Annotated in this window: 25 protein-coding genes; 11 read left to right on the plus strand and 14 right to left on the minus strand. The window is 70.0% G+C overall.

All coding sequences use genetic code 11. The features are described 5' to 3' along the window. Positions 1-824, minus strand: an 824-nt coding sequence (locus tag OEY_RS0109555) for an ATP-dependent DNA ligase (protein ID WP_010593662.1), incomplete at its 3' end; no start/stop codon positions are given. Positions 825-923: 99 nt separating this feature from the next. Between OEY_RS0109555 and lppU the strand changes: the two genes are divergently transcribed. Continuing rightward, complete coding sequence (gene lppU / locus OEY_RS0109560; protein WP_010593663.1) at positions 924-1532, plus strand: LppU family putative lipoprotein; 609 nt, start codon at positions 924-926, stop codon at positions 1530-1532. Positions 1533-1554: 22 nt separating this feature from the next. Here the strand turns inward: lppU and corA are convergent, their stop codons facing one another. Further along, positions 1555-2712, minus strand: a complete 1158-nt coding sequence (corA, locus tag OEY_RS0109565) for a magnesium/cobalt transporter CorA (RefSeq protein ID WP_010593664.1) — start codon at positions 2710-2712, stop codon at positions 1555-1557. A gap of 324 nt (positions 2713-3036) precedes the next feature. Between corA and OEY_RS0109570 the strand changes: the two genes are divergently transcribed. Then, positions 3037-3717 (plus strand): 3'-5' exonuclease, encoded by a 681-nt coding sequence (locus OEY_RS0109570; RefSeq protein ID WP_029539975.1) that lies wholly within the window; start codon positions 3037-3039, stop codon positions 3715-3717. Positions 3718-3839: 122 nt separating this feature from the next. Here the strand turns inward: OEY_RS0109570 and OEY_RS0109575 are convergent, their stop codons facing one another. Then, on the minus strand, positions 3840-5261 hold the full coding sequence (locus OEY_RS0109575; RefSeq protein ID WP_010593666.1) for an RtcB family protein: 1422 nt from the start codon (positions 5259-5261) through the stop codon (positions 3840-3842). A gap of 86 nt (positions 5262-5347) precedes the next feature. Here OEY_RS0109575 and OEY_RS0109580 point away from each other — a divergent pair, with 86 nt between their 5' ends. Next, positions 5348-5764: an archease gene (locus OEY_RS0109580; protein ID WP_010593667.1), complete on the plus strand. Its 417-nt coding sequence runs from the start codon at positions 5348-5350 to the stop codon at positions 5762-5764. A gap of 431 nt (positions 5765-6195) precedes the next feature. Here OEY_RS0109580 and OEY_RS0109590 read toward each other — a convergent pair whose 3' ends face one another. Further along, positions 6196-7206 (minus strand): M23 family metallopeptidase, encoded by a 1011-nt coding sequence (locus OEY_RS0109590; RefSeq protein ID WP_010593668.1) that lies wholly within the window; start codon positions 7204-7206, stop codon positions 6196-6198. A 266-nt stretch (positions 7207-7472) separates the two neighbouring features. On the opposite strand from OEY_RS0109590, the gene OEY_RS0109595 reads away from it, so the two are divergent. The 4 genes from OEY_RS0109595 (at position 7473) to OEY_RS0109610 (ending at position 11216) form a co-directional block, all read left to right on the plus strand. Then, positions 7473-7838: a hypothetical protein gene (locus tag OEY_RS0109595; protein WP_010593669.1), complete on the plus strand. Its 366-nt coding sequence runs from the start codon at positions 7473-7475 to the stop codon at positions 7836-7838. A 97-nt stretch (positions 7839-7935) separates the two neighbouring features. Continuing rightward, the gene (locus tag OEY_RS0109600; RefSeq protein WP_026137770.1) at positions 7936-9051 is read left to right on the plus strand and encodes a PLP-dependent cysteine synthase family protein; all 1116 of its coding nucleotides are present in this window, start codon (positions 7936-7938) and stop codon (positions 9049-9051) included. A gap of 8 nt (positions 9052-9059) precedes the next feature. Beyond that, complete coding sequence (locus tag OEY_RS0109605) at positions 9060-10337, plus strand: MFS transporter (RefSeq protein ID WP_228287229.1); 1278 nt, start codon at positions 9060-9062, stop codon at positions 10335-10337. A 48-nt stretch (positions 10338-10385) separates the two neighbouring features. Beyond that, positions 10386-11216, plus strand: a complete 831-nt coding sequence (locus OEY_RS0109610) for a F510_1955 family glycosylhydrolase (RefSeq protein ID WP_010593672.1) — start codon at positions 10386-10388, stop codon at positions 11214-11216. A 102-nt stretch (positions 11217-11318) separates the two neighbouring features. Here the strand turns inward: OEY_RS0109610 and OEY_RS0109615 are convergent, their stop codons facing one another. Next, positions 11319-12032, minus strand: a complete 714-nt coding sequence (locus OEY_RS0109615) for a DUF305 domain-containing protein (protein ID WP_010593673.1) — start codon at positions 12030-12032, stop codon at positions 11319-11321. A 444-nt stretch (positions 12033-12476) separates the two neighbouring features. On the opposite strand from OEY_RS0109615, the gene OEY_RS0109620 reads away from it, so the two are divergent. Then, positions 12477-12743 (plus strand): SHOCT domain-containing protein, encoded by a 267-nt coding sequence (locus OEY_RS0109620; protein WP_010593674.1) that lies wholly within the window; start codon positions 12477-12479, stop codon positions 12741-12743. A gap of 278 nt (positions 12744-13021) precedes the next feature. Here the strand turns inward: OEY_RS0109620 and OEY_RS0109630 are convergent, their stop codons facing one another. The 7 genes from OEY_RS0109630 to OEY_RS0109660 form a co-directional block, all read right to left on the minus strand. Beyond that, entirely contained in the window at positions 13022-15460 is a 2439-nt protein-coding gene (locus tag OEY_RS0109630) for a heavy metal translocating P-type ATPase (protein ID WP_010593676.1), read from the minus strand. A 191-nt stretch (positions 15461-15651) separates the two neighbouring features. Continuing rightward, complete coding sequence (locus OEY_RS0109635) at positions 15652-16770, minus strand: YVTN family beta-propeller repeat protein (protein WP_010593677.1); 1119 nt, start codon at positions 16768-16770, stop codon at positions 15652-15654. 99 nt (positions 16771-16869) lie between these two features. Beyond that, positions 16870-17121: a hypothetical protein gene (locus tag OEY_RS30465; protein WP_010593678.1), complete on the minus strand. Its 252-nt coding sequence runs from the start codon at positions 17119-17121 to the stop codon at positions 16870-16872. Further along, complete coding sequence (locus tag OEY_RS0109645) at positions 17118-17324, minus strand: YgaP family membrane protein (RefSeq protein ID WP_010593679.1); 207 nt, start codon at positions 17322-17324, stop codon at positions 17118-17120. Before OEY_RS0109645 ends, OEY_RS30465 begins: the two co-directional genes overlap by 4 nt. Before the next feature lie 171 nt (positions 17325-17495). Then, positions 17496-17945, minus strand: a complete 450-nt coding sequence (locus OEY_RS0109650; protein WP_010593680.1) for a hypothetical protein — start codon at positions 17943-17945, stop codon at positions 17496-17498. 30 nt (positions 17946-17975) lie between these two features. Continuing rightward, positions 17976-19505 (minus strand): multicopper oxidase family protein, encoded by a 1530-nt coding sequence (locus OEY_RS0109655; RefSeq protein WP_010593681.1) that lies wholly within the window; start codon positions 19503-19505, stop codon positions 17976-17978. Between the two features lie 57 nt (positions 19506-19562). Beyond that, positions 19563-19793: an SHOCT domain-containing protein gene (locus OEY_RS0109660; RefSeq protein WP_010593682.1), complete on the minus strand. Its 231-nt coding sequence runs from the start codon at positions 19791-19793 to the stop codon at positions 19563-19565. A 205-nt stretch (positions 19794-19998) separates the two neighbouring features. On the opposite strand from OEY_RS0109660, the gene OEY_RS0109665 reads away from it, so the two are divergent. Genes OEY_RS0109665 through OEY_RS0109675 form a run of 3 tightly spaced genes read left to right on the plus strand, consistent with a single transcriptional unit; the run spans position 19999 to position 22237 of the window. Then, positions 19999-20700 (plus strand): response regulator transcription factor, encoded by a 702-nt coding sequence (locus OEY_RS0109665; RefSeq protein ID WP_026137774.1) that lies wholly within the window; start codon positions 19999-20001, stop codon positions 20698-20700. Next, positions 20697-21911, plus strand: coding sequence for a sensor histidine kinase (locus OEY_RS0109670; RefSeq protein ID WP_010593684.1), 1215 nt, complete (start codon positions 20697-20699; stop codon positions 21909-21911). Before OEY_RS0109665 ends, OEY_RS0109670 begins: the two co-directional genes overlap by 4 nt. After that, the gene (locus OEY_RS0109675; protein ID WP_010593685.1) at positions 21908-22237 is read left to right on the plus strand and encodes a cupin domain-containing protein; all 330 of its coding nucleotides are present in this window, start codon (positions 21908-21910) and stop codon (positions 22235-22237) included. The genes OEY_RS0109670 and OEY_RS0109675 overlap by 4 nt, the downstream gene beginning before the upstream one ends. 13 nt (positions 22238-22250) lie before the next feature. Here OEY_RS0109675 and OEY_RS0109680 read toward each other — a convergent pair whose 3' ends face one another. Together OEY_RS0109680 and OEY_RS0109685 are read right to left on the minus strand one after the other, a co-directional pair. Continuing rightward, positions 22251-23795: an ABC transporter permease gene (locus OEY_RS0109680; RefSeq protein ID WP_010593686.1), complete on the minus strand. Its 1545-nt coding sequence runs from the start codon at positions 23793-23795 to the stop codon at positions 22251-22253. Continuing rightward, positions 23792-24484 (minus strand): ATP-binding cassette domain-containing protein, encoded by a 693-nt coding sequence (locus OEY_RS0109685; protein WP_228287123.1) that lies wholly within the window; start codon positions 24482-24484, stop codon positions 23792-23794. The genes OEY_RS0109680 and OEY_RS0109685 overlap by 4 nt, the downstream gene beginning before the upstream one ends. Positions 24485-24694: the final 210 nt, after the last annotated feature.

Here is a 24694-nt window from a genome sequence, read left to right on the forward strand (position 1 = left end):
TCGGCGACGACGTCGGCACCGACCCGCAGCGGCGCGAGGTCGGCGAGCAACTCCTGGCGCTGCTCGACGGTGAACGCCGACGCGCCCCCGACCATCACCGGTTCGTCCCCGCCGTCGTACAGCCCCAGCAGCAGGGACCCGACCCCGTCGATGCTCTTGTGCGGGCGGTAGCCGATGAGCACACAGTCGGCGGTGCGGGCATGCTTGACCTTGCGCATCTCCCGCTTGTCCGGCACGTAGGGTCCGTCGAGACGCTTGGCGACGACCCCGTCGAGGCCGGCGCCCTCGAACTCGGCGAACCATCGGCCGGCGATCTGCGCGTCGAGGGTCGCGGCGGTGACATGGCAGCTCGGGCCGCCCCCGACCGCCGCCCGCAGCCGCTCCCGGCGCCGCGCGAACGGCGTCTCCATCAGGTTCTCGTCGCCGAGGGCGAGCAGATCGAAGCCGACGAACTGCGCGGGGGTCTGTTCGGCGAGCAGCGCGATGCGGCTCGCCGCCGGGTGGATACGCTCCGACAGGGCCTGCCAGTCGAGCCGGCTGCGGCCGTCGTGCGGGCGCGGCACCACGATCTCCCCGTCGACCACGCACCGGGCGGGCAGCTCCGCCCGCACCGCGGCGGTCAGTTCCGGGAAGTAGCGCACCAGGTCCTTCCCGCCCCGCGAGCTCAGCACCACCTCGTCGCCGTCACGGAACACGACAGCCCGGAAGCCGTCCCACTTCGGCTCGTACGACCACTCGGGGTCGCCGTCGGCAGGCTGGGCCGGAACCTCGGGCACGGCCTTGGCGAGCATCGGTGCGATCGGCGGTTCGACTGGCAGCTGCACCGGCTCATGGTCGCACCCGGGGCCGACACGTGCCCGCCGGATCTGTGAGAAATCGCCCTACGGTTCCCGCCCGAGGCGGACATTCCGTACTCTCCCCCCATGAACTTCATTCGACGGGTGAGCGGCACCGTCGTCGCGGTGGCTGCGGCGGCTCTGGTGCTCGGCGCGTGCGGATCGGACGTCGAGCCCCGGGCGGTGCCCGAGCCCGGGTCCGAGACCACGTCGGCGAGCGCATCGGATACCCGGACGACCACCGGCCGTCCGACCACCACCACGGCACCGACGTCCCCCGGCTCCTCCGGTCTGGACATCGACGTCGAGATCGGTGACTGCGTGCGCCTCGGTGGCACCGTCGACGACGCGACCATCGAGAATGCGACCTGCGGCAGCATGGACTCGAACTACAAGGTGATCGACATCGTCGAGACGAGCGATCAGTGCGTCTCGGACGCCGACCAGACCTACTACGAGTCCTCCGCCGGGGTCGAGGTGGGTGCCCTGTGCCTCGACGTCGACTGGGTGGTCGACAGCTGCATGGACATCTCCGGCGAGGACCCGCAGCGCATCGACTGCGCCGCACCCGGCCCCGAAACGGAGAAGGTCACCGAGATCCTGCAGAACACCGACAACGTGAACGACTGCTCCGTCTCCGAGGGTGGATTCGTCTACAGCGAGCGTCGTTTCGTGGTCTGCACCGACACGCTCTGAGGCCGCCGTCCGCCGCGGCCGGCTACAGCCAGCCGCGGCGGCGGAAGATCGCGTAGAGACCCGCGCACGTCATGACCATCATCAACAGGGCCATGGGATAGCCTGCGGCCCAATGCAATTCCGGCATGGTGTCGAAGTTCATCCCGTAGACCGTGCCGATCAGCGTGGGCGCGAACAGAATTGCCGCCCACGCCGAGATACGCTTGATCTCCTCGTTCTGCTCGATGCTCGCCCGGCTGAGATTGCGCATCTCCTCGTTCTGCATCTGCGACACCATCGTCGCGTTGACCGTGAGGATGTTGCCGAGCAACTGCCGGAAGCTGTCGACCTGCTCGACGACCGTCGTCGCGTGGTCGGTGACGTCCCGCAGGTAGCGTTGCAGTTCGTCGTCGGTGCGGTACTTGGCGAAGCCCGACGACAGACCCGACAGCACGGTGAGCAGCGGTTTGGCCGCGCGCTGGAACTGGATGACCTCGCGGGAGAGTTCGTAGATGCGGCGCGAGACCCCGGGATCCCCGCTGAAGACCTCCGTCTCGATCTCGTCGATGTCGTTCTGCAGGCCCGCGACCACCGGAGCGTACCCGTCGACGACGGCGTCGAGGATCGCGTAGAGAACCGCCTCGGGACCGAGCCGCAGCAGATCGGGCTCGCTCTCCATCCGGTCCCGCACCGCCGACAGGTCGGGCGATTCGCTGTGCCGGACCGTCAGCACGAACGTCGGTCCGACGAAGACGTGCACCTCACCGAAGTCGACCCGCTCGGATTCGTCGACGTAGCGGGCAGCGCGCAGCACGACGAACAGGGTGTCGCCGTAGCGCTCGAGCTTCGGGCGCTGGTGGGCGGCGATGGCATCCTCGACGGCCAGTTCGTGCAGTCCGAATTGCTCTGCGGCGGCATGGAGTTGCGCGTCGGTGGGCCGGTACATCCCGATCCAGGCCATCGAACCGGGCTCGGGCAGGCAATCGAGGGCCTGCGCGAGTGTCGCCGGCGACGCGACGCGGCGGCCGTCCCGGTAGACCGCGCTGTCGACGATGCTGTTCTCCGCCCGCGCCGCACCGTCCCGGCCGGGGCTCTGCGCGGCGGCAGGATTCAGGGACGCGCCGAAACCGGCGGACGGGTCGGTGGTCGCCGGGGCGGAGCGACGCGGCAGCAGGGCACGGACGGAACGGTTGGGCAGCATGTCGGCACGGCCTTTCGGAGGCACGGAGGGCGACGGCGAGGGTGGTCGCCGTGGGACGCACACGCGACGGCAACCGTCGCGCACCGACAGGGCGCGTACGGGCTGCCGTCAGCTGGTACTCGGAGGTCGACTGCGCATCGCGAGTCCCACCTCCTCCACATCACCCGGAACCGTGCCGGGGGCCTGACGAACCCCCAGCAGCGTACGCCTTCGTGCCGTGCGGAGCCAGCCGGTCCCGTGCACGGCGTCGCGCCGCGCGCGGTGTCGGTGGCTGCGGCCACAATCGCCGTGACCGACCCGACCGACCGACGACAGGACCCCCCGATGACGCACTGGCCCGATCGACCGATCTGCGCGTTCGACCTCGAGACCACCGACCGCGATCCGCGGGTCGCGCGCATCGTGACTGCGTCCGTCGTCGTCCTCGACGGCGACACCGTCTCGTCGCGGACGTGGCTGCTCGATCCGGGCATCGAGATCTCGGAGGAGACGGCGGCGATCCACGGCGTGACCACGGAGCGGGCGCGCGCCGAGGGCCTCGAGTACACGGCCGGCTACACCCAGATCCGCGAGGCGCTGTGCGAGGCGTGGGTCCGCGATCACATCGTCGTGGCGTTCAACGCCAGTTACGACCTCACGGTGGTCGACGCCGAGGGCCGCCGGCTGGGCCTGCCGGGACTCGAGACGGGCCTGGTGTTCGACCCGTACGTCGTCGACCGCGAGATGGACCGCGACCGCGAGGGCAGCCGCACCCTGCAGGCGGTCTGCGATGCGTACGGCATCGCGCTGACCGCCGCGCATCAGGCCGAGGCGGACGCCCTCGCGGCGGGGCAACTGGCGCGGGCGCTGTGCACCCGCTTCCCGCAGCTCGCCGACCTGGACATCATGACGGACCAGGCGGCCTGGCACGCGGAGCGGCAACGCACGTTCGCCGAGTATCTCGCGGGTCTCGGGCGCGACGTGTCGGATGTGGACCCGCAGTGGCCCATTCGCGGTATCGCTTGAGAGCTGTTGCCGCGCCCGGGTTTCGACGTCGACCCTCACGACACCGCCCGGCGGGGCGACCGAATGTCACATCGCATCGATGTAGTCGACCGAATGTGACATTCGGCCCAGGGCGGGGGTGCTTACCCCTTGACGACGCCGAGCGGCACGAGCCGTGCGACCCGACGGGCCAGACCGGCCCGCTCGCTCACCTCCGTGACCGCGTCGATGTCCTTGTACGCCTGCGGCTTCTCCTCGGCCAGTCCCCGCCACGAACTCCCCCGCACGAGCACGCCGTGGGACTCGAGCGCGTCGCGTACCGCCCGGCCGTCGGTGTGTCGAGCGGCGCGGTGCCGGCTCTGCACCCGGCCGGCCCCGTGCGCGGTGGAGAAGAACGCCGGGTTCCCGGCGACACCGGCGAGCACGTACGAGGCGGTGCCCATCGTGCCGGGAATGAGCACGGGCTGACCGACGTCCGCCAGGTCCTCGGGGACGTCGGGATGGCGGGGCGGCAGTGATCGCGTCGCGCCTTTGCGGTGCACGCACAGGGTGCGGACCTGCCCGTCCACCTCGTGCCGCTCGATCTTCGCCAGGTTGTGCGAGACGTCGTAGAGGAGGTCGAGAGTGGTACCGGCCGTGTCCTCGAAGACCCGGCGGGTCGCCTCGGTGAGCAACTGCCGGTTGGCCCGGCCGTAGTTGGCCGCCGCCACCATCGCCCCGAGATACGCCTCCCCCTCCGGTGACCGGACCGGCACGCACGCCAGCTGTCGGTCGGGAACGTGAATCTCGTAGCGGCCCATCGCCTTCTCCATCTCACGTACGTGGTCGGTGCAGATCTGGTGGCCGAGACCGCGGGACCCGCAGTGGATCATCACGCACACCGTGCCCACGTCGAGACCCATCGGCCGGGCAACGGCCGGGTCGAAGACCTGCTCGACGGCCTGCACCTCGAGGAAGTGGTTGCCCGACCCCAGGCTGCCGAGCTGACCGAGGCCCCGCTCGACGGCCCGGTCGCTCACCGCGGCCGAGTCGGCGCCGGCCAACACGCCCCGGTCCTCACACCGCTCGAGATCGCGGACGACACCGTGCCCCTGGTCCACCGCGAACCGGGCGCCGCCCTCGAGCACCCTATGCAGCACGCTGCGGTTCGGCAGCTCCCACACGCCCCGGGTCTGCATGCCACGGGGCACGACGTGACCGAGCCGGTCCATCAGCAGCCCGAGGCGCGGCGCGAGCGCGGACCGGTCGGCGTCACGCGCGATCAGCAGCCGCACGCCGCACGAGATGTCGAAGCCCACCCCACCGGGAGAGACGACGCCGCCGTCGTCGATGTCCGTCGCCGCAACTCCACCGATGGGAAAGCCGTAACCCCAGTGCACGTCCGGCATGGCGAACGACGCGGTGACGATTCCCGGCAGGGTCGCGACGTTCGCGACCTGGGTCAGCGCCTCGTCTCCTTCCGCGGCGGGAAGCAGGGACCGGGCCGCGAAGACGATCCCGGGTACGCGCATCGCGCCGGTCCGGTCGATCCGGAACCGGTACTGGGTCTCCTCGACGATCCTCATCACTGTCCGATCCGGGGCGGAGAACGCGGCGTCGGCGGCTTCGTTCCACCATAGAATCTGCAATGCCCGCTGCACAGGAGCGCGTCATGAACGAAAGCGGATACCGGTCGGTGCCGCACACGGCGGACCTGCGCATCGAGGCGTGGGCACCCACCCGTGACGAGTGCATCGCGCAGGCGGTGCACGGCGCCGTCGCGAGCTTCGCGGAAACCTCCTCCGCCGGGCCGGTCCGGGTGCGCACCCGCCGGCTGACAGCCGACGGCGACGAGGACCTGCTCGTCGCGGTACTCGACGAGATCGTCTACCTGCTCGACGCGGCCGGGGAGGTCCCGGTCGATGTGGCCGTCGACTCCGGTGCCGGCACGGCGGAAGTGCGGTTCTCGATGGCCGACGTCGCCTCGGTCACACAGGTGGGTGCGGTCCCGAAGGCCGTGTCGCTGCACGGGCTGCGCCTCGAGCGCGGACCGGGAGGATGGTCGTGTTCGGTGACGCTGGATGTGTGAACCGGCGCCGCACACGCGGTCCCTGTTGCGGCGCGCCGCGCAGGCGACCGTGGGGGTGTTCCCGCCTGGGATCTTCCACTGTAGACGGCCGGAACTGCCGGCTGGGGCGGGCCCCGGACAGTCGGCGAGATGCGACGAGCGGTGGCGCTACATCGGCATGTTCATCATGGGCATCCCACCCATCTCGTGGAGCCACATCATCAGCTGGTGCAGCAGGGTGTGCGCTTGGTCCATCATGCCCATCATGTTCACGGCCGTGACCTTTCCTGGAGCCGAGTAGTCCTCGGGGAGGGATCGTCCCACTATCGCCCGCCGACGATCCCGATGTGCCGCCTCGAGTGCGAGATCCGGGATCTTCAACAGATCTTCACGGGATCTCGACCATCGGGGTCCCGGCACGGCAGGAGGAGGTGCGGTTGCCCGCTCGGAGGTCAGTCCGCAGCGATGAGGGGGGTGCCGCGGTCGGCCAGCCACTGCGCCGGGTCGGTCTTGGCGCCGGAGGGGTCTTCGACCTCGAAGTGCAAGTGGGGTCCGGTGGAGTTGCCGCGATCTCCGATGGTGGCGATCTTCTGCCCGGCTTCGACTCGTTGCCCGACCTTCACCAGGTTGGCGTTGTTGTGGCCGTAAGTGGTCACCGTGCCGTCGTCGTGCCGGATGCGTACCCACAACCCGTAACCCTGTGCCGGTCCGGCGCTGACGACCTCTCCGTCGGCGACGGCGACGATCGGTGCGACCATGGTGTTGGCGATGTCGATGCCTCCGTGTCCGCGCCCGTCACCGAAGGTGGAGGTGATCACCCCGGCGGTCGGGGCGACGGGCCGGCCGGTCCCACCCCAACGCCCGCCCTCGGCCGGGCGCGGCGGGGTAGGGCTTGCCGGTGCGGCGCCGGGGTCTTCCAGCCGGGTGGCGCCCTCGTTCCCGGGGGCCGTATCGGGTGCGCCCGCAGCCGGCGCATCGTCTTCCTCGGGTGGCGTCCCGGGCTCCGGTGCCGGGGGGCCGTGACGACCCGGTGCCGTAGGTGTACCGGGGTCGGCGGCCAACGCTGCCAGCAGACGCGGAGCGATGCTGTAATCCAGTCCGGCCAGTTCGGTGCGGCACACCGACAACAGGCTTGCCCCGGTGCCCTGGGCGCTCCATCGGGCCGCGCAGCCGGCCAGGGACTGCAGGGTGGCGACCGTGTCGTCGAGTGCGCCGTTGTCCCGGGCGGCGCGCACGCCGGCGGCGGCGATGTTCGCCACCGTCTGCCATCGAGCGGGATCGACCACCTGCCCGGCCGGGTCGGCTCCGGTGATGGTCAGCGCATCGGCCACGGACGCCGCCACCGGCTCCGGTGACAGATGCGTCGCTCCGGCCGTCGGGGCCGTGAGCAACGGGACCGTCAGTCCCGCCGTCGACGCTCCCAGGATCAACGCGGCCCACCGGCCGCTGTGCGTGCGGTGCATGGCACTTCCTCCCGCCGCCTCACGAGAAATGTCCGATTGGAGAGGTATATGGGGGTTTGTCAAGGCGACACACCGTAACGCTAGTGCACTTTCATCACTTGTGTCTCTGTAATCGCATCCTCACCCACTGACCCAGCAGTGTCGGAGCGGGTGCCGAAACGGGGCGACGGGATGTACGGTCGGCCGGGTCGCCGGTGCTGCACTGCTACAGTCGGGAAGTTGTGACGGCCCGATCGACTTCTCCGCCCCTGCGGACCGCGGTCGCATTGGTCGTCCTCTACCTTCTCGGCTACACCCTGGTGCAGTGCGGTCTCACCGTGGCGGACGGCCATCATCACGACGATGTGCACGTGAGTGCGACCGCGCAACCCGGTGCGGAAACGGCGCCCGGGCATGCCCATGTCGATCACGACTCGTCCGGCCTCGATCCTCACCACGATCAACTGTTCCTCGGCCCTCGTGCGGACAACGCCGGGCGTCCGATCGCGGTGGTCACGGTGGTCGCGGTGGTGGTTACGGCCGCGATCGCCCGGCGGCACGCCCCGACCCTGTCGCGGGCCCCGCCACCGGCGCCCGCCCCGGCCCGCAGCGGCCGGGCGATCCTCGACGAACTCTGTATCAGCAGGTGCTGATCGGCAGCGGACCGGCCGCAGGGACCCCCTGTCGGCCCGTCTCGTGCTGCCCATCGCATCGTGCGCTCATTGCGCGCCACCACAGAGATGACTCGTCATGAACAGTGCTGTCTTCCCCGTTTCCACTCCGCCGCAATCGTCGGCTCGGCTGTTGACCTCTGCCCCGTGCTGCCCGGAGCCGACCACCATGGTCGGCAACACGCCGGTGCTGTGGATCGGTGAACCCTTCGCCGATGCCGGCGCCGGGTTCTGGGCCAAGCTCGAAGGGAACAACCCGGGCGGCATGAAGGACCGCCCCGCCCTGCACATGGTCGAACGCGCCCGCAGCCGGGGCGAGCTGGCCCCCGGGGCCCGCATCATCGAGTCGAGCAGCGGCACTCTCGGACTCGGCCTGGCGCTGGCCGGCATCGTCCACGGTCACCCGGTGACCGTGGTCACCGACCCCGGTCTCGAACCGATCATCCGTCGCATGCTCGCCGCCTATGGTGCCGACGTGGAGCTCGTCACCGAACCGCACCCGACCGGCGGATGGCAACAAGCCCGGCGGGACCGGGTGCGTCAGCTGCTCGAGGCCCACCCCGGCTCCTGGTGCCCGGATCAGTACAACAACCCCGACAACGTCGAGGCCTACCAGTCACTGGCCCTGGAACTGCTCGGCCAGCTCGGTCGCGTGGACATACTCGTCTGCTCGGTCGGTACCGGTGGGCATTCGGCCGGCATCGCCCGGGTGCTGCGCCAGTTCTGCCCCCAGTTGAAACTGGTGGGCGTCGACACCGTCGGCTCGGCCCTGTTCGGCCAGCCGGTCACCTCCCGCCTGATGCGCGGGTTGGGCTCGAGCATCCATCCGGGCAATATCGACTACGGCGCGTTCGACGAGGTGCACTGGGTCGCTCCGCGGGAAGCGGTGTGGTCGTGCCGCACCCTGGCCGCCACTCACCACGCCAGCGGGGGCTGGAGTGTGGGGGCGGTCGCCCTGGCCGCCGGCTGGCTCGCCCGCACCCACGCCCCCGACCTTCGGATCGCCGCGATCTTCCCCGACGGCCCCCAGCGGTACTTCGACACCGTCTACAACGACGACTTCTGCGCCGAGCACGGCCTGCTGGACGGACCGGCGCCGACCGAACCGATGACCATCGACCATCCCACCGACCGCGTCGTACGCTCGTGGACGCGGTGCGCCACCGTCGTCGACCCCGCGGAGTTGCGGTCGTGAAGGCGCTGATCACCCGATTCCGCAGTTTCGACCGCCCCAGCCAGGTGCTGATGGTCAACCAGTTCTCCATCAACGTCGGCTTCTACATGCTCATGCCGTACCTGGCGAGCTACCTGGCCGGACCGCTCGGATTGGCAGCCTGGGCCGTCGGGTTGGTGCTGGGGGTGCGCAACTTCTCCCAGCAGGGCATGTTCCTGGTGGGCGGCACCCTGGCCGACCGGCTGGGTTACAAGCCGCTCATCGTCGCCGGTTGCCTGCTACGGACCGCAGGGTTCGTGCTGCTCGCCGCCGTCGACTCGCTGCCGGCGGTGCTGGTGGCCGCAGCAGCCACCGGATTCGCCGGCGCGTTGTTCAACCCCGCGGTGCGGGCATACCTGGCCGCAGACGCCGGGCCCCGCCGCGTCGAGGCCTTCGCGGTGTTCAACGTCTTCTACCAGGCCGGGATCCTGCTCGGTCCGCTGGTCGGTCTGGCGTTGACCGCGGTGGACTTCCGGATCACCGCGCTGGTGGCAGCGGCGGTATTCGCGGCGCTGACGCTGACGCAGATCCGAGCGCTGCCGGCGCAGACCGTCGAGGCCACTACCCCTGCCGGACCCCGCCCCTCGATACTCGACGACTGGCGCACGGTGGTGACCAACAGGTCGTTCGTGCTGTTCGCGGCGGCGATGATCGGCTCGTACGTTCTCTCGTTCCAGGTGTATCTGGCCCTGCCGCTGCAGGCCGAGGTCGTCGCCCCGGACCAGGTATCGGCCACGGTGCTCGTGACCTCGCTGTTCGCGGTCTCCGGGCTGGTGGCGATCGCCGGGCAGCTACGTATCACTTCTTGGTGCGGCAACCGGTGGGGACCCGGACGCAGCCTGGCCGTCGGGATGGTGGTCATGGCGACCGCGTTCGTACCCGTAGCGGTGTTCTCTTCCCCCACTGGGACCGGCTGGGCGATGGCCGCGGGGGCGTTGGTGCTGTCGGCGGTGATCCTCTCCGTCGGTACGGCGGCGGTGTTCCCGTTCGAGATGGACACCGTCGTCGCACTCTCCGGGAACCGGCTTGTGGCCACCCACTACGGGTTCTACAACACCGTCGTCGGGGTCGGCATCCTGCTGGGCAACCTCGGCACCGGGGCGGTGTTCGGGTGGGCCGCCGACGCCGGCCTGGAATGGCTGATCTGGGTGCTGCTCACCGCGATCGGGATCGGGTGCGCGGCAGCGCTGTTTCTGCTCCACCGCACCGGCCGGCTCACCGCGCCACCCCCGACGCCGACCGACGAGCAGGTCTCGGCCTCGGCATGATGCCCCCGCCGGCACCCTTTCGTCCGGCCCGAAGAGAGGAATCCCCGTATGTCTGTGTCCCGCCTGCCGGGCGCCGTGTCGGCAATTGCCGCAGCCGCCTTGCTCGTGGCAGGGTGCTCGTCCCCCGACACCCGGAGCGCGGCGACCGCACCTCCCGGCGCTGTCGTCGCACCGCACGTTGCGTTGTCCCCGACGCTCGATCACGTGCACGGGCTGACCGTCGATTCCGCCGGCACTATCCTGGCCGGCACCCACAGCGGACTGGTCGCTCTCGCGCCGTCCGGCACCACCACCGAGGTCGGCACCTCCGACGACGACTTGATGGGGCTGGCCGGGGTGCCCGGCAGCGACGTCCTGGTCGCCTCGGGCCACCCGGGGCCGTCGAACCCCGGTCCGAACCCGCTGGGACTGCGCCGTAGCGACGACGGCGGGCGCACCTGGACCGATCGGTCCCTGGTCGGAGAGGTGGACTTTCATGCTCTGGCCACGGACGGCACGGTGGTGGTCGGTTTCGACGGCACCCGCGGGATCCGGGTATCCACCGACGCCGGCACCACCTGGAGCGCCGGTGCTCCCGTGGCGGCTGCGGCCCTGGCGCTGACCCCGGCCACGGTGTGGGCGATCACGCCGGCCGGGCTCGAGCGCAGCACCGACCTGGCACACACCTTCACCCCGGTCGAGGACACACCCGCCCTCGTGCTGCTCACCGGCACCGGCGACGGACTGTGGGGCATCGACACCGACGGCTACGCCTGGCGCAGCCGGGACGGAGCCGCCTGGGAGCAGCGGGTCTTCGTCGGGGCGGTGGAGGCGCTGACCGCCACAGGGTTCGACACCGCCTACGCCGCTACCGCCGAGGCCTTGTACACCCTGACCTGACGCGACCGGCCGCGCTGCGGCCCAGCAAACCGGTAAGGCCCGGCACACGTGTGTGCCGGGCCTTGCCGTGTCGGTCCCGCGAGCTCACCGACTCTCTCGTGATCACAACGAGGACAGGATGTTCTCCATCGTCGCGATCTCCTGCTGCTGGGTCTCGGCGATGGTGCGGGCCATGGCCACCGCCTCGGGATTCTGCCCGGTATCGATCTCGGTCTGCGCCATTTCGATCGCGCCGCGGTGATGTTCGATCATCTGGGTCAGGAACAGGCGGGAGGCGTCGACGCCTTCCGCGTTCTGCAGCGCGGCCATGTCTTCGGCCGACATCATTCCGCTCATGCCGCCGCCCATCTGTCCGCCGCCGGGCATGGGGGTGGACTGCATGGGCATGTCGTGACCGGGCATCTCCATGCCGGGTGACGACATGGGCATGTTCGGTGTGGTCATCGGCATGCTGGTCGTGCCCATGGGCATGGTGGGCTGCCCCCAGTCGGCGAGCCAGCTCTGCAGCTGTTCGATCTCCGGACCCTGGGCGGCCTTGATCTGCTGGGCGAGTTCGGTGACCCGTGGGTCGATGCCCTCCTTGGCCAGGATGACATCGCTCATCTCGATGGCTTGGCTGTGGTGCGGAATCATCCGTTGGGCGAAGGTCACGTCGGCTTGGTTGTGGTCGGCGGCAGCCTCGGCGGAGGCACTCGCGGTCGCCGTCGCCGACGGGCTCGCCTGCGAGGCCTGATCGTTGCCGGAGTCGCTGCAGGCGGCCAGGGTGAGCGCCGCGGCAACTGCCACCGCGCCGGTGGCCAGGGACTTCTTCCTCACAAGCACATTCCTTTCCGTTGTGTACGCGCACCGGCAGGCCCCGCGGTGGCGATATCGCAAGCATCCCCTCACAGGGGAGGCGGCAAACCCGGTCCCGTTACGGGCCCCTCGTCGGGACGCGGACCACTGCGGGCGCCGGCGCTGCAGACCGGCCGGTGAGCCGGTGCACCTTGTTCGGATCCGAGCCTGGCAGCTGCACCCGGTGGCAGCCCGGACCATTCTGTGAAGATTTCCTGAAGAACTCCACCCGGGCGTCCGAGCGGCCGTCACCGGAGTTCTTGAGCAGATCTTCACGAAAACGACGGAGAAGAACGCACCCGGGCCGGGCACCGTGGACAGCGCAGAACCGGGATCGCGCCGCTGAGCACGGGACCGGCACTGTGGGCCCTGTGCGGGGGCCGGACAGTCGGTGCACGGGCACCGACCGAGGAAGGGTGGTTGACGATGATGTTCTGGTACGGCGACGGCATGAGCGGTTGGGGTTATGTGCTCATGACAGTCGGGATGGTGGCGTTCTGGGCCCTGGTGATCGTCGGAATCGTGATGCTGGTGCGCGCCGCGGCTCCCCGGTCGACACCGCCCCCGTCGGGCTATGCCCCGACGCCGGAAGAGGTCGTAGCCATGCGCTTCGCCCGGGGCGAGATCGACGAGGACGAATACCGGCGCCGTCTCGACGCCTTGCACACCCATCGTCCGGACCCGAAAGCGTGACCCCTGCAATCGGATTCGATCGCTCCGCCCACGTCCGCTGCGCAGGGACCGGAAGCGGCGGTGTCAGCGACGGTAGTGGCGACCGGTGGAGTCGTCGGTGACCAGGCGGTACAGCACATAGACCGAGAACCAGACGATCAGCACGGCCACCAGCACGAGCGCGATCTCGTATACGAGGACCACACCACCGATTCTACCGCCACGCCGGCCCACCCGACTTCTCGTCGGTGCCCACTGATGCACCGGCACCCCGAAAAGGATCAGCGGCCCGAAAAGGATCAGCGGCGCGGACTGGTGGGAATCGGCTCCGGCGCCGGGCGCGGGGCCGGCTGCTCCTGCGGTGGGGACGGCAGTTGCAGCCGCTTGAGCATCAGCGCGTTGACCGCGACGATCAGACTCGAGCCGGACATCGACAGCGCCGCGATCTCCGGGCGGAGCACCAGTCCGAAGGCGGGTTCGAACACGCCGGCGGCGATCGGCAGCGCAATGGTGTTGTAACCGATCGCCCAACCGAGATTCTGCCGCATCTTGCGCAAGGTGCCGCGGCCGATGCGCAGCGCGATCGGCACATCCAGCGGGTCCGAACGCATCAGCACCAGGTCGGCGGTTTCGATCGCGACATCGGTGCCGGCACCGATGGCAATGCCCAGATCCGCCTGCGCAAGGGCCGGGGCATCGTTGACACCGTCGCCGACCATCGCGACCTTCTTCCCGCCGCGTTGCAGTTCGGCGATCTTGTCGGCCTTGTCACCGGGCAGCACCTCGGCGATGACGGTGTCGATGCCCAACTGCCCGGCGATACGCCGGGCCGTGGCCTCGTTGTCGCCGGAGAGCATGACCACCTCGATGCCGAGATCGTGCAGCGACGCCACCGCCTCGGCCGAGGTCTCCCGGGCGGCGTCGGCCAGGGCGACCACCCCGACGCCGCGGCCGTCGACCGCCACGAGCACCGCGGTACGCCCGGTCGAGGCCAGCTGGTCGCGCCGGTCCGTCAACGCGCCGAAGTCGACGTTCTCGGCCACCATCAGCTTGCGGTTGCCCACGGCCACCCGCCGGCCCGCCACCTCGGCGACCGCGCCGTGACCGGGCACGTTGCGGAAGTGCCCCAACGACACCTCTGGAATGTCACGGGCGGTCGCGTAGCGCACGATCGCCCCCGCCAGGGGATGCTCCGATTCGCGTTCGACCGCGGTCACCAAGGCCAGCATCTCGTCCTCCGGCAGCCCGTCGGCCACGACGTCGGTGACCTCCGGCTCGCCCTTGGTCAAGGTGCCGGTCTTGTCCATCACGACCGTGTCGATCCGCGCCGAGGTCTCGAGGGCGGTGGCGTTCTTGAACAGCACGCCGCGCTTGGCGCCCAGGCCGGTGCCGACCATGATCGCCGTCGGGGTGGCCAGCCCCAGCGCGTCGGGGCAGGTGATCACCACGACGGTGATCGCGAACAGCAGCGCCCTCTGCACGTCACCGTCGACGAGCCACCACACCAGGAAGGTGCTCACCCCGCCGATCAGGGCGACCAAGACCAGCCAGAACGCGGCCCGATCGGCCAGGCGCTGACCGGGCGCCTTCGAGTTCTGCGCCTCCTGCACCAGGGCGACGATCTGGGCGAGGGCCGTGTCGGAGCCGACCTTGGTCGCCCGGACCCGCAGGGTGCCGGTGGTGTTGATCGACGCACCGATCACCTCCGCGCCTTCGGCCTTGGTCACCGGCAGGGACTCACCGGTGACCATCGACTCGTCGACCTCGGAGCTGCCCTCGACGACGACACCGTCGACCGGGATCTTCGCCCCCGGCCGGATCAGCAGCAGATCCCCGACCACGACCTCGGCGGTGGGGACCTCCACCGGCTCACCGCCGCGCAGCACCACCGCCTTCGGGGGCGCGAGTTCGAGCAGGGTGCGGATGGCATCGTTGGCGCCGCCGCGAGCACGCATCTCGAACCAGTGCCCGAGCAACACGAAACTCGCCAGCACGGAAGCGGCCTCGTAGAACACCTCGCCGCCGCCGGTCAGGGTCACGCCCACGCTGTAGAGCCAGCCGGCGCCGATGGCGACGGCGACGAGCACCATCATGTCCAGGGTCCGGGCCTTCAGAGCCCGGTAGGCGCCGTCGAAGAAGATCCAGGACGAATAGAAGATCACCGGCAGGCTCAGCACCAGGGCGAACACGTCGTCGCGCAACCCGAAAGGCGCCGGCGTCGTGAAACCGAACATGTCGCGGCCCATCGGCGACCACAACATGATCGGAATCGACAGCGCCAGCGCCACCAGGAACCGGTTGCGCATGTCCCGAACCATCGCATCCATCGACATCCCCGCATGCCCGCCGTGACCCATCATCTCCTGGGCGGAGCGGGTGCCGTGCTCGGCGTGGGGGCGGTGCTCCTTCCCGGCAGGTCCCTGTTGTTCGACGTGGCTGTGCGCCGCCGGGTGCGGGGGATGTGCGGGTGCGCCGGGGCCGGGAGCCGGTTCGCTCATCGGGTCGCACACGTGCTCGGGCACCGACCGTCCGGCGCAGTGATAGCCGCAGTCCCGCACCCACCCCGACAGCTCCACCACCGACGTGCGGTCGGAGTCGTAGGTGACAGTGGCGGTCTGATTCACCGCATTCGCCTCCACCGCGGACACCCCCGGTCGGCGCAGCAAGGTGGATTCGATGGCCGACGTCGACGTCGCCCAGTGCAGGCCGCCTACTTCCAGAACGGTGGTTCGGTTCATACGATCCGGTCCCTCCCTCTCATGGCCGGGCACGCAATGCCCGCCCTCTGCGCGGTGCGATGCTCCGATACCGCTACCGATGGTCGGCACCGATACACGCTCGTCGCCGACCGTGTCCGAGTCTGCTCGGCCCCGCCGTGGCATCTTCTGGCGGTTGGATGAAGATTCGTTGAAGAACTCCGGGTCTCGGGTCAGGGTCCGTGTTCGTCCGAATGCTCTCGCTCGGCCCCCTCGTCGGTGCCGTGACCGGGGGTGGTCGACGTGGGAAGCGGTAACTGGGTGCGGCTGCCGGCCACCGCAGGCGAGCGGGGAGAGAAACTGACCCCGTTGGGCCGCTCGCCCACCGGCACGGTCGCCACCACGGACAGGCTGGGCAGATCGACCACGGACACCGTGTCGTCGTAAGTGTTCGTCACCCACGCCCGCGTACCCGAGGGATCGATCACCACCCCGTGCGGACCGGCGCCGGTGCCGACCGCCCCGCGGATCGTCATCTCGGCTGTATCGATCACCGAGAGGGTGCTCCCGGGCTGCTGCCGGGTGCCCTGGTCTGCGGAGACCACGGTCTTCTCGTCCGGGGACAGGTACAGCTGCACGGGCGCGGCCGGCACCGGAGCGGCACCCACGACCAGGCGGGCAGCGAGATCCACCTTGACCACCGCGGCCGGCTCGGTGGTCCCGGCGTAGGCGAACCGTCCGTCGCCGGTGACCGCGACCTGAGCCGGGGCGGCGCCGACGGGTACCGCCCCGATGGCCCGATCGGCGGCCGGGTCGATCACGTGCACCACGCCGGCTGCGGTGTCGGCGACCACGATCACCGAGCCGCCGGCCGCGGGCCGCAGACCGTGCGGCATCCCGCCGAGCTCGATTCGCCCTGCCGGCTGCAGTCCGGGGGTCGCGAACACCGAGACCGTGCCGTTCCCCGCATCGGTGACGTACACCTTGCCGTTGGGTGCGTCGATCACGTGTGCCGGCGCTGCACCGGTGGGCGCGACGGCGCGCACCGCATAGGTGGCGGGATCGATCTCGATCACCCGGTCGTCACCGCTGACGGTGTACACGGTCGCACCGTCGCGCCCGACCTGAACATTGTGCGGGGAGTCCACCCCGGTCACGGTCGTCACCACCTCGTCGGTGGCCGCGTCCAGGACCGTGAGGCTGTTGCCGTCCTCGTCGGCGACCCACACCGACCCGGTCACAGGCCCGGGCGGGCCGGAGGTGGCCGCCGTCGAGGCCGGACCCGGGGTGGGACCGCTTTCCTCGGAACACCCTGCCAGCGCCACCGCCGTGAGAAAGACCGTGGCGGTCACCGCACTCCGGCGCCGACGTCGGGACCGAAGAGACGGTCGGGACGCAACCGGCTCACCGATGACGTTCACCTTGCACCTCCGGCAGCAGTTCGGGGACGGTCAATGGCGGTGACTGCCGGCTGAGGCCATCATCATCGCCATCATCGCCACGCAGACGACCGCGAACACGAGCCCGCCGACGCTCACATTTCCGGTCACTACCAGCACCCCGGCAATGATCAACATCGGTACGCAGCAGACGAGCATCATCCAGCGGTGACGGATCCGTCCCCCGGTGCCCGCCGGTTCCGTCGGGGGGTCGGAGGCCACCGATTCCCTGGGACGCCAGTCGTGTGCGTTCGTCTCGTTCATCGCGATTCCGTCCTCGACGACGTCGGCACGCAGCTGAACTCGTGGTACAGCGGCCAGTGTCCGATCGCTGCGGTGACCGGCAGGTCCACCCCGGCCGCCGGCGGCAGCACCGCCGGCACGACGGTCCATCCGGTGGCGCCGCCGAGGAACATCCGCCCCACGCGTTCGACTCCGGTGATGTTCACTCCCGGCGCGTCGACCATCTCGCCTCCTCGGATCGGCGATGTGCGGGTGGAAGTACCACGCCCACCGATGACTCTTCCGGTCCCGGTACGTGTTTCGGCTGGCGGTTCCGTGAAGATCGGTTGAAGATTCGGAGGTGGGCATCGCAGGTGGCCCGGACCCGTACCGGCCGATCCTGCGGTGCCAGTTGCTCAACCGCCGTGGTGTTCGCCGTGGTCGGCCGGAACGGTGGAGGTCGGCACCGGACTCGGTCCCGGCGCCGGATCGGGATCCGAGCGGCCGGTCAGGGCCGGTCCGATCACGAACGCCGACAACGCGAACATCACCGCGAACACCACCAGGGCGATCGTTGGGGCCTTCCAGGTGGCGAACCGCCGATACAGTCGGCGCAGCAACGGAATCGAGAGCACCACCCCGAGGGCGAAGAACAACAGGTTGCCCCCGGCTCCGGTGACCAGCGCGGCGCCGGCGATCAGGCCCACGTGATGCAGCACGTGCGGCACGAGCCCCATCACCGCGCCGAGGGTCGCGGACACGGCGTTCCAGGCTGCGGCCAGCGGACGCTTGTGTGACGGCAGGGCCGCCGAGGGGATACTCGTGGCTTCGGCGGTGCCGGGACGGTCACCGGGAGGAGTTGTCATACGCAGGCTCCGTTGTCTCCAGGCGCTTCTTCAGGCGCGGTAGGACAGGGTCGTCATCATCCCGGCTTCCTGGTGGTAGGCGTTGTGGCAGTGCAGGGCCCACTGGCCGGGGTTGTCGGCGTCGAACTCGATCTCCACGGTCTGCATCGGGCGCACCGTCACGGTGTCCTTGCGGGCTCCGCCGTCGACCAGGGCGAAGGTGTGGCCGTGCAGGTGCATCGGATGGAACATGTCGGACATGTTCCGCAGCCGCATCCGCACCCGTTGTCCCTCGGCGACGGTCAGCGGCGCGGCGTCGGGGAAGGTGGCGCCGTTGAGCATCCACCGGTACGGCATCATCGTGCCGCCCATGTCGACGCTCAGGTAGTTGTCGTGGGAGCGTCGGGGCAGGCGAACCTGCTCGGCCGGGGACAGGTCGGTACCGAGCAGCACCAGTCGATCCAGCTCGTCGGGCCGGGTATCGGTGGTGGCTGTCCCGGCGGCGGTGCGCACAACGGCCACCGCATGACCGGGTTTGCCTTCGGCGTCGGCGAAGAGCGGGAACACCCCGTCGGCGAGGGTGACCAGCACATCCAACCGTTCGCCCATGCCGAGCAACACCGCGTCGGTGTCGACCGGTGTCACAGGAAAGGCGTCGCTGTGGGTGACGGTCATCGCATGTCCGCCGAGCCCGACGCGAAAGGCGGTGTCCGAGGCGGCATTGACCAGCCGGATCCGCACCCGCTGTCCCGGCGCGGCGGTCAAGGTCACCGGGTCGACAGGGGTGCGGCCGTTGAGCAGGTAGTACGGGTAGTTCACATCGCCGGCGCCGCCGAGCAGGTCCGAGCGCATGCTCTCTGCACCCATCATCGAGCCCATGTCGCCCATCGCGCCGTGGTCCATCATCGAGCCCATCCCACCCGTGCGGGGGGCGGGCCGGCCGGGGGCCGGCATGCCGAGCTCGCGGGCGACATCCTCGGGGGTTCGACCGGTGCCGTCGACCCAGTCGTCGAGCACGACGACCCATTCGTCGTCGTAACCGCCTGGCTCGGCCGGATCGTCGATCACCACCACTCCGTACAGTCCGCGGTCGAGTTGCAGCCCGCTGTGCGAGTGGTAGAAGTAGGTGCCTGGGTGCGGGGCGGTGAATTCGTACGTGAACGACTCCCCGGCCGTGATGGGCTGCTGCGTGAGTCCCGGGACCCCGTCCATGTCGTTGCTCATCGCGATGCCGTGGAAGTGGATGCTGGTGTCGACGTCGAGCCGATTGTCGACCTGCACTCGCAGCAGATCTCCGGCTCCGGCTCGCAGCAGCGGACCGGGCAACGAGTCACCGTATCCCCAGGTCGACACCACCGCACCGCCGAGTTCGACCTGCACCGGCCGCGCTGTCACCTGCGCGGCGACCACCGTCTGCCCTGCGGTACGGCGCTGGGCCTCGAGCCGGCGCACCACCTCGGCACTCGGCCCGACCGGATCTCCCGCCACACCGGGGCGGGCGCAGCCGGTCAGCCCACCGAGGGCCATCGCCCCGGCGGCTGCGGACGCACCGAGCAGAAACGAACGGCGGGACATCTGCATCACACGATCTCCTGGATCGACTGGCGACGACAACGCACGACACGGGGTCGGCGCCACTCACGGTTGGGGACGCAGGGCCCGACGCCGGGCCCGGTACTCCTCGGCGTCGATCTCGCCCCGGGCGAACCGGTCGTCGAGGACGCGCAGTGGATCCCCCGATGTCGGGCGCGGTGGCTTACCGGTGCGGAACACTGCGGCGATGCCGAAGACCACCAGGGCCCAGAAACCGATCATCACCAGCCCCATGACCATCCAGCCGGCCCAGCCCATCGCACCCGTACCCCACATCACGGCTGCTCCCTTCTCGAAAGTCTCGCATCCGAGTCTGGGTGCGTTACCCGACGCCGGGGGTGGGGGTTCGATGAAGGTTCGCTGAAGAACGTCGCCACCAGCCTGCTGCGACGGCCACGATAGGACCATGGCCTCCGGTTCCGATCAGCTCGTCCCTGTACCCGCCGCGACCGCACCGGGCCCCCCGACCGGTCTGCGGGCGCTGGTCGTCGAAGACGAAATGGCGCTGGCCACGGTGGTAGGCACCTACCTCGAACGCGCCGGCTTCGAGATCACGCTCGTACACGACGGGCTCGCTGCCGTCGAGCGTGCCCGCCAGGTCGATCCGGATGTCGTGGTGCTCGATCTGGGGTTGCCGCGTCTGGACGGGATCGAGGTGTGCCGGCAGCTGCGCACGTTCTCCGATGCCTATGTCGTGATGCTCACCGCCCGCGCCGACGAGATCGACACCCTCGTGGGGCTCTCGGTCGGCGCCGACGACTACATGACCAAACCCTTCAGCCCCCGCGAACTCATCGCCCGCATCCAGGCAATGCTGCGTCGCCCCCGGCCCTCGACCGGCGACAGCATTGCGTCTGCGTCGTCCGGCGCCGACACCGGCCGCCGTACCTTCGGATCATTGACCCTCGATGCCGCCGGACGCGAGGTGTGGGTCGACGGCGTCCCGATCGCATTGACCCGCACCGAATTCGACATCCTCGCTGCGCTGTCGGCGCACCCCCACGTCGTGTTCACCCGGGCGCAGCTCATCACCGCGGTGTGGGGGCCGAGCTGGGTCGGTGACGAACACCTGGTCGACGTGCACATCGGGCATCTGCGTCGCAAGCTCGGTGACGACGCCACCCGCGGGGTGTTCGTCCGCACCGTGCGTGGGGTCGGATACCGCATGGGAGCCGGGCAATGACGACCCCACCCGCGGCCGCAGGACGGAGGTCCGGGCGTCGCAGTGCAGGCTTCGGCAGCCGACTACTGGCCGCGCAAGCGATCGTCGTCGTCGGCGGCGCAATCAGCGCCTGGCTGGTGGCCGCCGCCGTCGCCCCGGGACTGTTCCACAATCACCTCCAGCAGGCCGGTATCGAGCACGTCTCGACCGAGGCGGCGCACGTCGAGGAGGCGTTCACTTCGGCGATGATCATCTCGTTGGCCATCGCGCTGGTGGTCTCGGCGCTGATGGCGCTGGCGGTGAGCTGGTATTTCACCCGCAGGGTGCAGCGCTCGGTCACCGGCGTGGCCACCTCGGCCACCGAGATCGCCGGCGGCCACTACGACGTGCGTCTGCCCGGCCCCGGTCTCGGCCACGAGTTCGACCAGCTCGCCGAAACATTCAACAAGCTCGCCGATCGGCTGGACTCGGTGGAAACCACCCGGCGGCGCATGCTCTCGGATCTCGCGCACGAGATGCGCACCCCGCTGGCCACACTCGATGCCCACATCGAGGCCCTCGAAGACGGCATCCGGGTTCCCGACGCCGAGACCCTCGCGGTCCTACGGTCGAGCACTGCCCGGCTCGGACGGCTTGCCGAGGACATGGGCGCCGTCTCCCGTGCCGAAGAAGGCCGGCTGTCCGTCACGCCCGCGCGCACCGACACCCGCTCCCTCGTCGACGCCGCCGTCCGCGTCGCCGCCGACCGCTACGCCGCCAAGGGCGTTGCGCTTGTCGAAGACGTCGAGCACCCCGACGCGGTCACGGCCGACCCGGATCGGATCGGGCAGGTGCTGGGCAATCTGCTCGACAACGCCCTGCGGCACACGCCGACCGGGGGCACGGTCACCCTCGCCGCCACCACCGTCGACAGCGACGTCGAGATCACCGTTACAGACACCGGCGACGGCATCGCCCCCGAACACCTGAGACACCTGTTCGACCGGTTCTACCGTGCCGACCCCTCCCGTCGCCGGCAAGAAGGGGGCAGCGGCATCGGGTTGACCATCGCCCGCGCCCTGGTCGAGGCCCACGGCGGTACGCTGACCGCCTCCAGCGGCGGACCCGGAACCGGCGCCCGATTCACCGTGCGCCTGCCCGCCACCGCCGCCGCAGGTGCCCGCAGCACCGCGCGCACCATCCCTGCCCGCGGTACCGCGCAGGCCGGCACCAGCGGACGGGGGCGGCGATGAGGAAGCTCTCGCTCGACGCGCTCGCCCGGCACCTGGCCGCGCATGCCGCCACCGCATCCAGCGGTCGAAGTGCCGAAACCGTTTACGGTGGGCACGACCATGTGCTGCGGCAGACTCTGATGGTGTTGCAGGCCGGGCAGTCCACGGCCGAGCACGTCGGTCCCGGTGAGGCAACGGTGTACATCCTGCGCGGGCGGTTGCGGGTCGTCGCCGACCAGGCGAGCTGGGACGGGCGCGGCGGGGACCTGATCGCCCTGCCCCGCACCCGGCACCGGATCGACGCCGTCGCCGACACGGTCGCGCTGCTCACCGTTGCCAGCTACTGACCTGCCGGGTGGTTCAGAGCCCGGCGCCGGGCCGCGGTGTGCTTGCCGGGGCCCGGCGGAACAACCAGGCCGCCACCGCGGTGAGCCCGACCAGCCACCCCAACGCGGCCAGCAGCGGGCCGGCGGTGTCGAAGCTGTCGGTCAGCCCGCCGTCGAGGATCATCCGGGTCGCGCCGTAGCCGGGCAGCAGCTGCGCCCACTGCGGCGGCTGCGGACGAAGCATCGGACTCTGCCCGATCCCCAGATCCAGGAAGGGCACCAAGAACGCGATGAACACGCCGCCGACCCGCCCGAACAGCGGCCCGAGGCACACGCCCACCAGCCCGTAGGTCCATGCCAGCAGTAGATTCCCGGCCGCGTACAGGCCCCACTGACGGGCATCGAACACCGCGGCGGTGACCAGCAACGACGAGGCGGTCACCACCATCGCCGCCACCGCGATCACCGTCAACCGGACCGCCAGCAGCACCCCGGCGCCGAAGCCGGCCAGCGACAGTCGCCGATCACCGCTGCGCGCATCGAGCACCACGAACAACCCGGCCAGCGCCGACAGCGACGCAATCGCGATCGGAGTCATGGTCCCGGCATGCACGTCCGGCAGCCAGAACACCTCCGTCACCGCCTGTCCGTCCTCGACCAGGGAGAACATTCCGAACTCGGGGACGGTCATCGCCTTCGACAAGGCGATGAACACGATCGGCACCACCACCAGCAGCACCCACAGCACCGGATTGCGGCGCCAGTCCCGCAATCCCATGGTCAGACCGACCGAGAACCGGTCCGCCCGCCCACCCCGGCCGGTGCGCTTGCGGTGCCCGTGCAATCCCCCGACGGTGGCGGTGACCACCATCGCCCCGAGCAGCAGCGCCCCGGCCATCCACACCAGTGCCCATCCCAGGTCCCCGACCTTCCCGCCGTGTCGGGAAGGCACATCCACCATCCACAGCGTCACGAAGTGGGTGGGAAATCCGCGGGTGGCCACCCGCTGCGCCGAGCCGATCGCCGGCCCGAAGAACACGTCGACGATCCAAACGAACAGGATCAGCACGGTGCCGTTGACCGGGTTGCGCACCAGTGCCCCGACCATCGCCCCGATGGCCAGATAGATCACCGCGAACATCATCGTGCCCACCGTCACCCGCACCGGAGCATCGATTCCGACCCGCACCGCCAGCGCCAGCAACGCCACCGCCGAGACCAGCACCGCCAACACCACTCCGGTACCGAGCCGGGCCAGCACCAGCCGCCGTGCCGTCAGGCCCGCCGACACCAGTCGACGGTCCGCCGCGCGGGCGGCATTGATCTGGAAGTACATCGCGATCCCGGCCAGGAAACCCGCCGCCCACCCGGCCGTCGCCGTTTCCACCGCCGGGCCGCTCGCACCCCCGAGCAGCCGGGCCGCATCGGCCATCGCGCCGGCCGCAACGATCACGAACACCACCGGCACAACCACCAGCACCAGCAGATTCACCGGGTTGCGGGCGTAGTCGGCCAGGAACCGGCCGCTCAGCGCCCGGACATCGTCGACCGCGGACCGCGCGGTGGGGGTGAGGATCATCGCGGCACCGTCCGCCCCTCCCGCAGATCGACGATGCGATCGAACCGTTGCTCGTCCGCCACGAAATGACTGATGATCAGCACCGAGCGACCCGCCTGCTGACGCTGCGCCACGATCTCCCAGAACCGCAGATAGGTGTCCCAGTCGAACCCGGCATACGGCTCGTCCAGCAACAACACCTCCGGATCGGCCAGCAGCGCCAGCCCCAGGTTCAGTTTCGCCAGCGTCCCGCCGGACAACCGGTCGGCACGGGTACCGGCGTAGCGGTCGAACCCCAACGCGGTGTACAGGCGGCCGCGGGAGAGGTGCGCGGCCTCCGGACTCATCCGGTACGCCCGTCCGAACAACTCGAAGTGCTCGTCGCAGGTGAGCCGGTCGTAGACCACCGGCTGCTGCGGGCAATAGCCCAGTCGCCGCGGACGACGCACACTGCCGGCATCGGCCCGCAGATCCCCGACGAGAATCTTCATCAGCGTCGATTTGCCCGAGCCGTTCTCCCCCACCAACCCCACCACCTCGCCGGGGTGCAACTCCAGTTCCGCCCCGCGCAGCACCGCGGTGCGGTGCCGCCGCGGCCACCAGCCACGACCGAAACTCTTCTCGACCCCCTCTGCCGTCAGCAGCGGGGCCTGGGTCGAACCACCCGATCCACCTACGGATTCCGCAGAACCAGCTTCGGGTGCAGACATCTCTCACCTCGGAGGCATGCGCGCGCCACCGGCGCCTTCTCCGACCGCGGTTGCGGCGGGTTCACCCACCGTAGGTGTCCACTTCTGTAGTCGGGCACGAAATCCCGTGAAGATCTGTTGAAGAAGCTCATCCGATACCGGTGCTGCCCACCGCTACCGGCTGGCGCCGAGCCGGGAATCCGACTCGGTCCGCTACGCAGGTGGGCTGCG

It is taken from the genome of Rhodococcus sp. P14 (assembly GCF_000256505.1).
Lineage (GTDB): Bacteria > Actinomycetota > Actinomycetes > Mycobacteriales > Mycobacteriaceae > Rhodococcus > Rhodococcus ruber.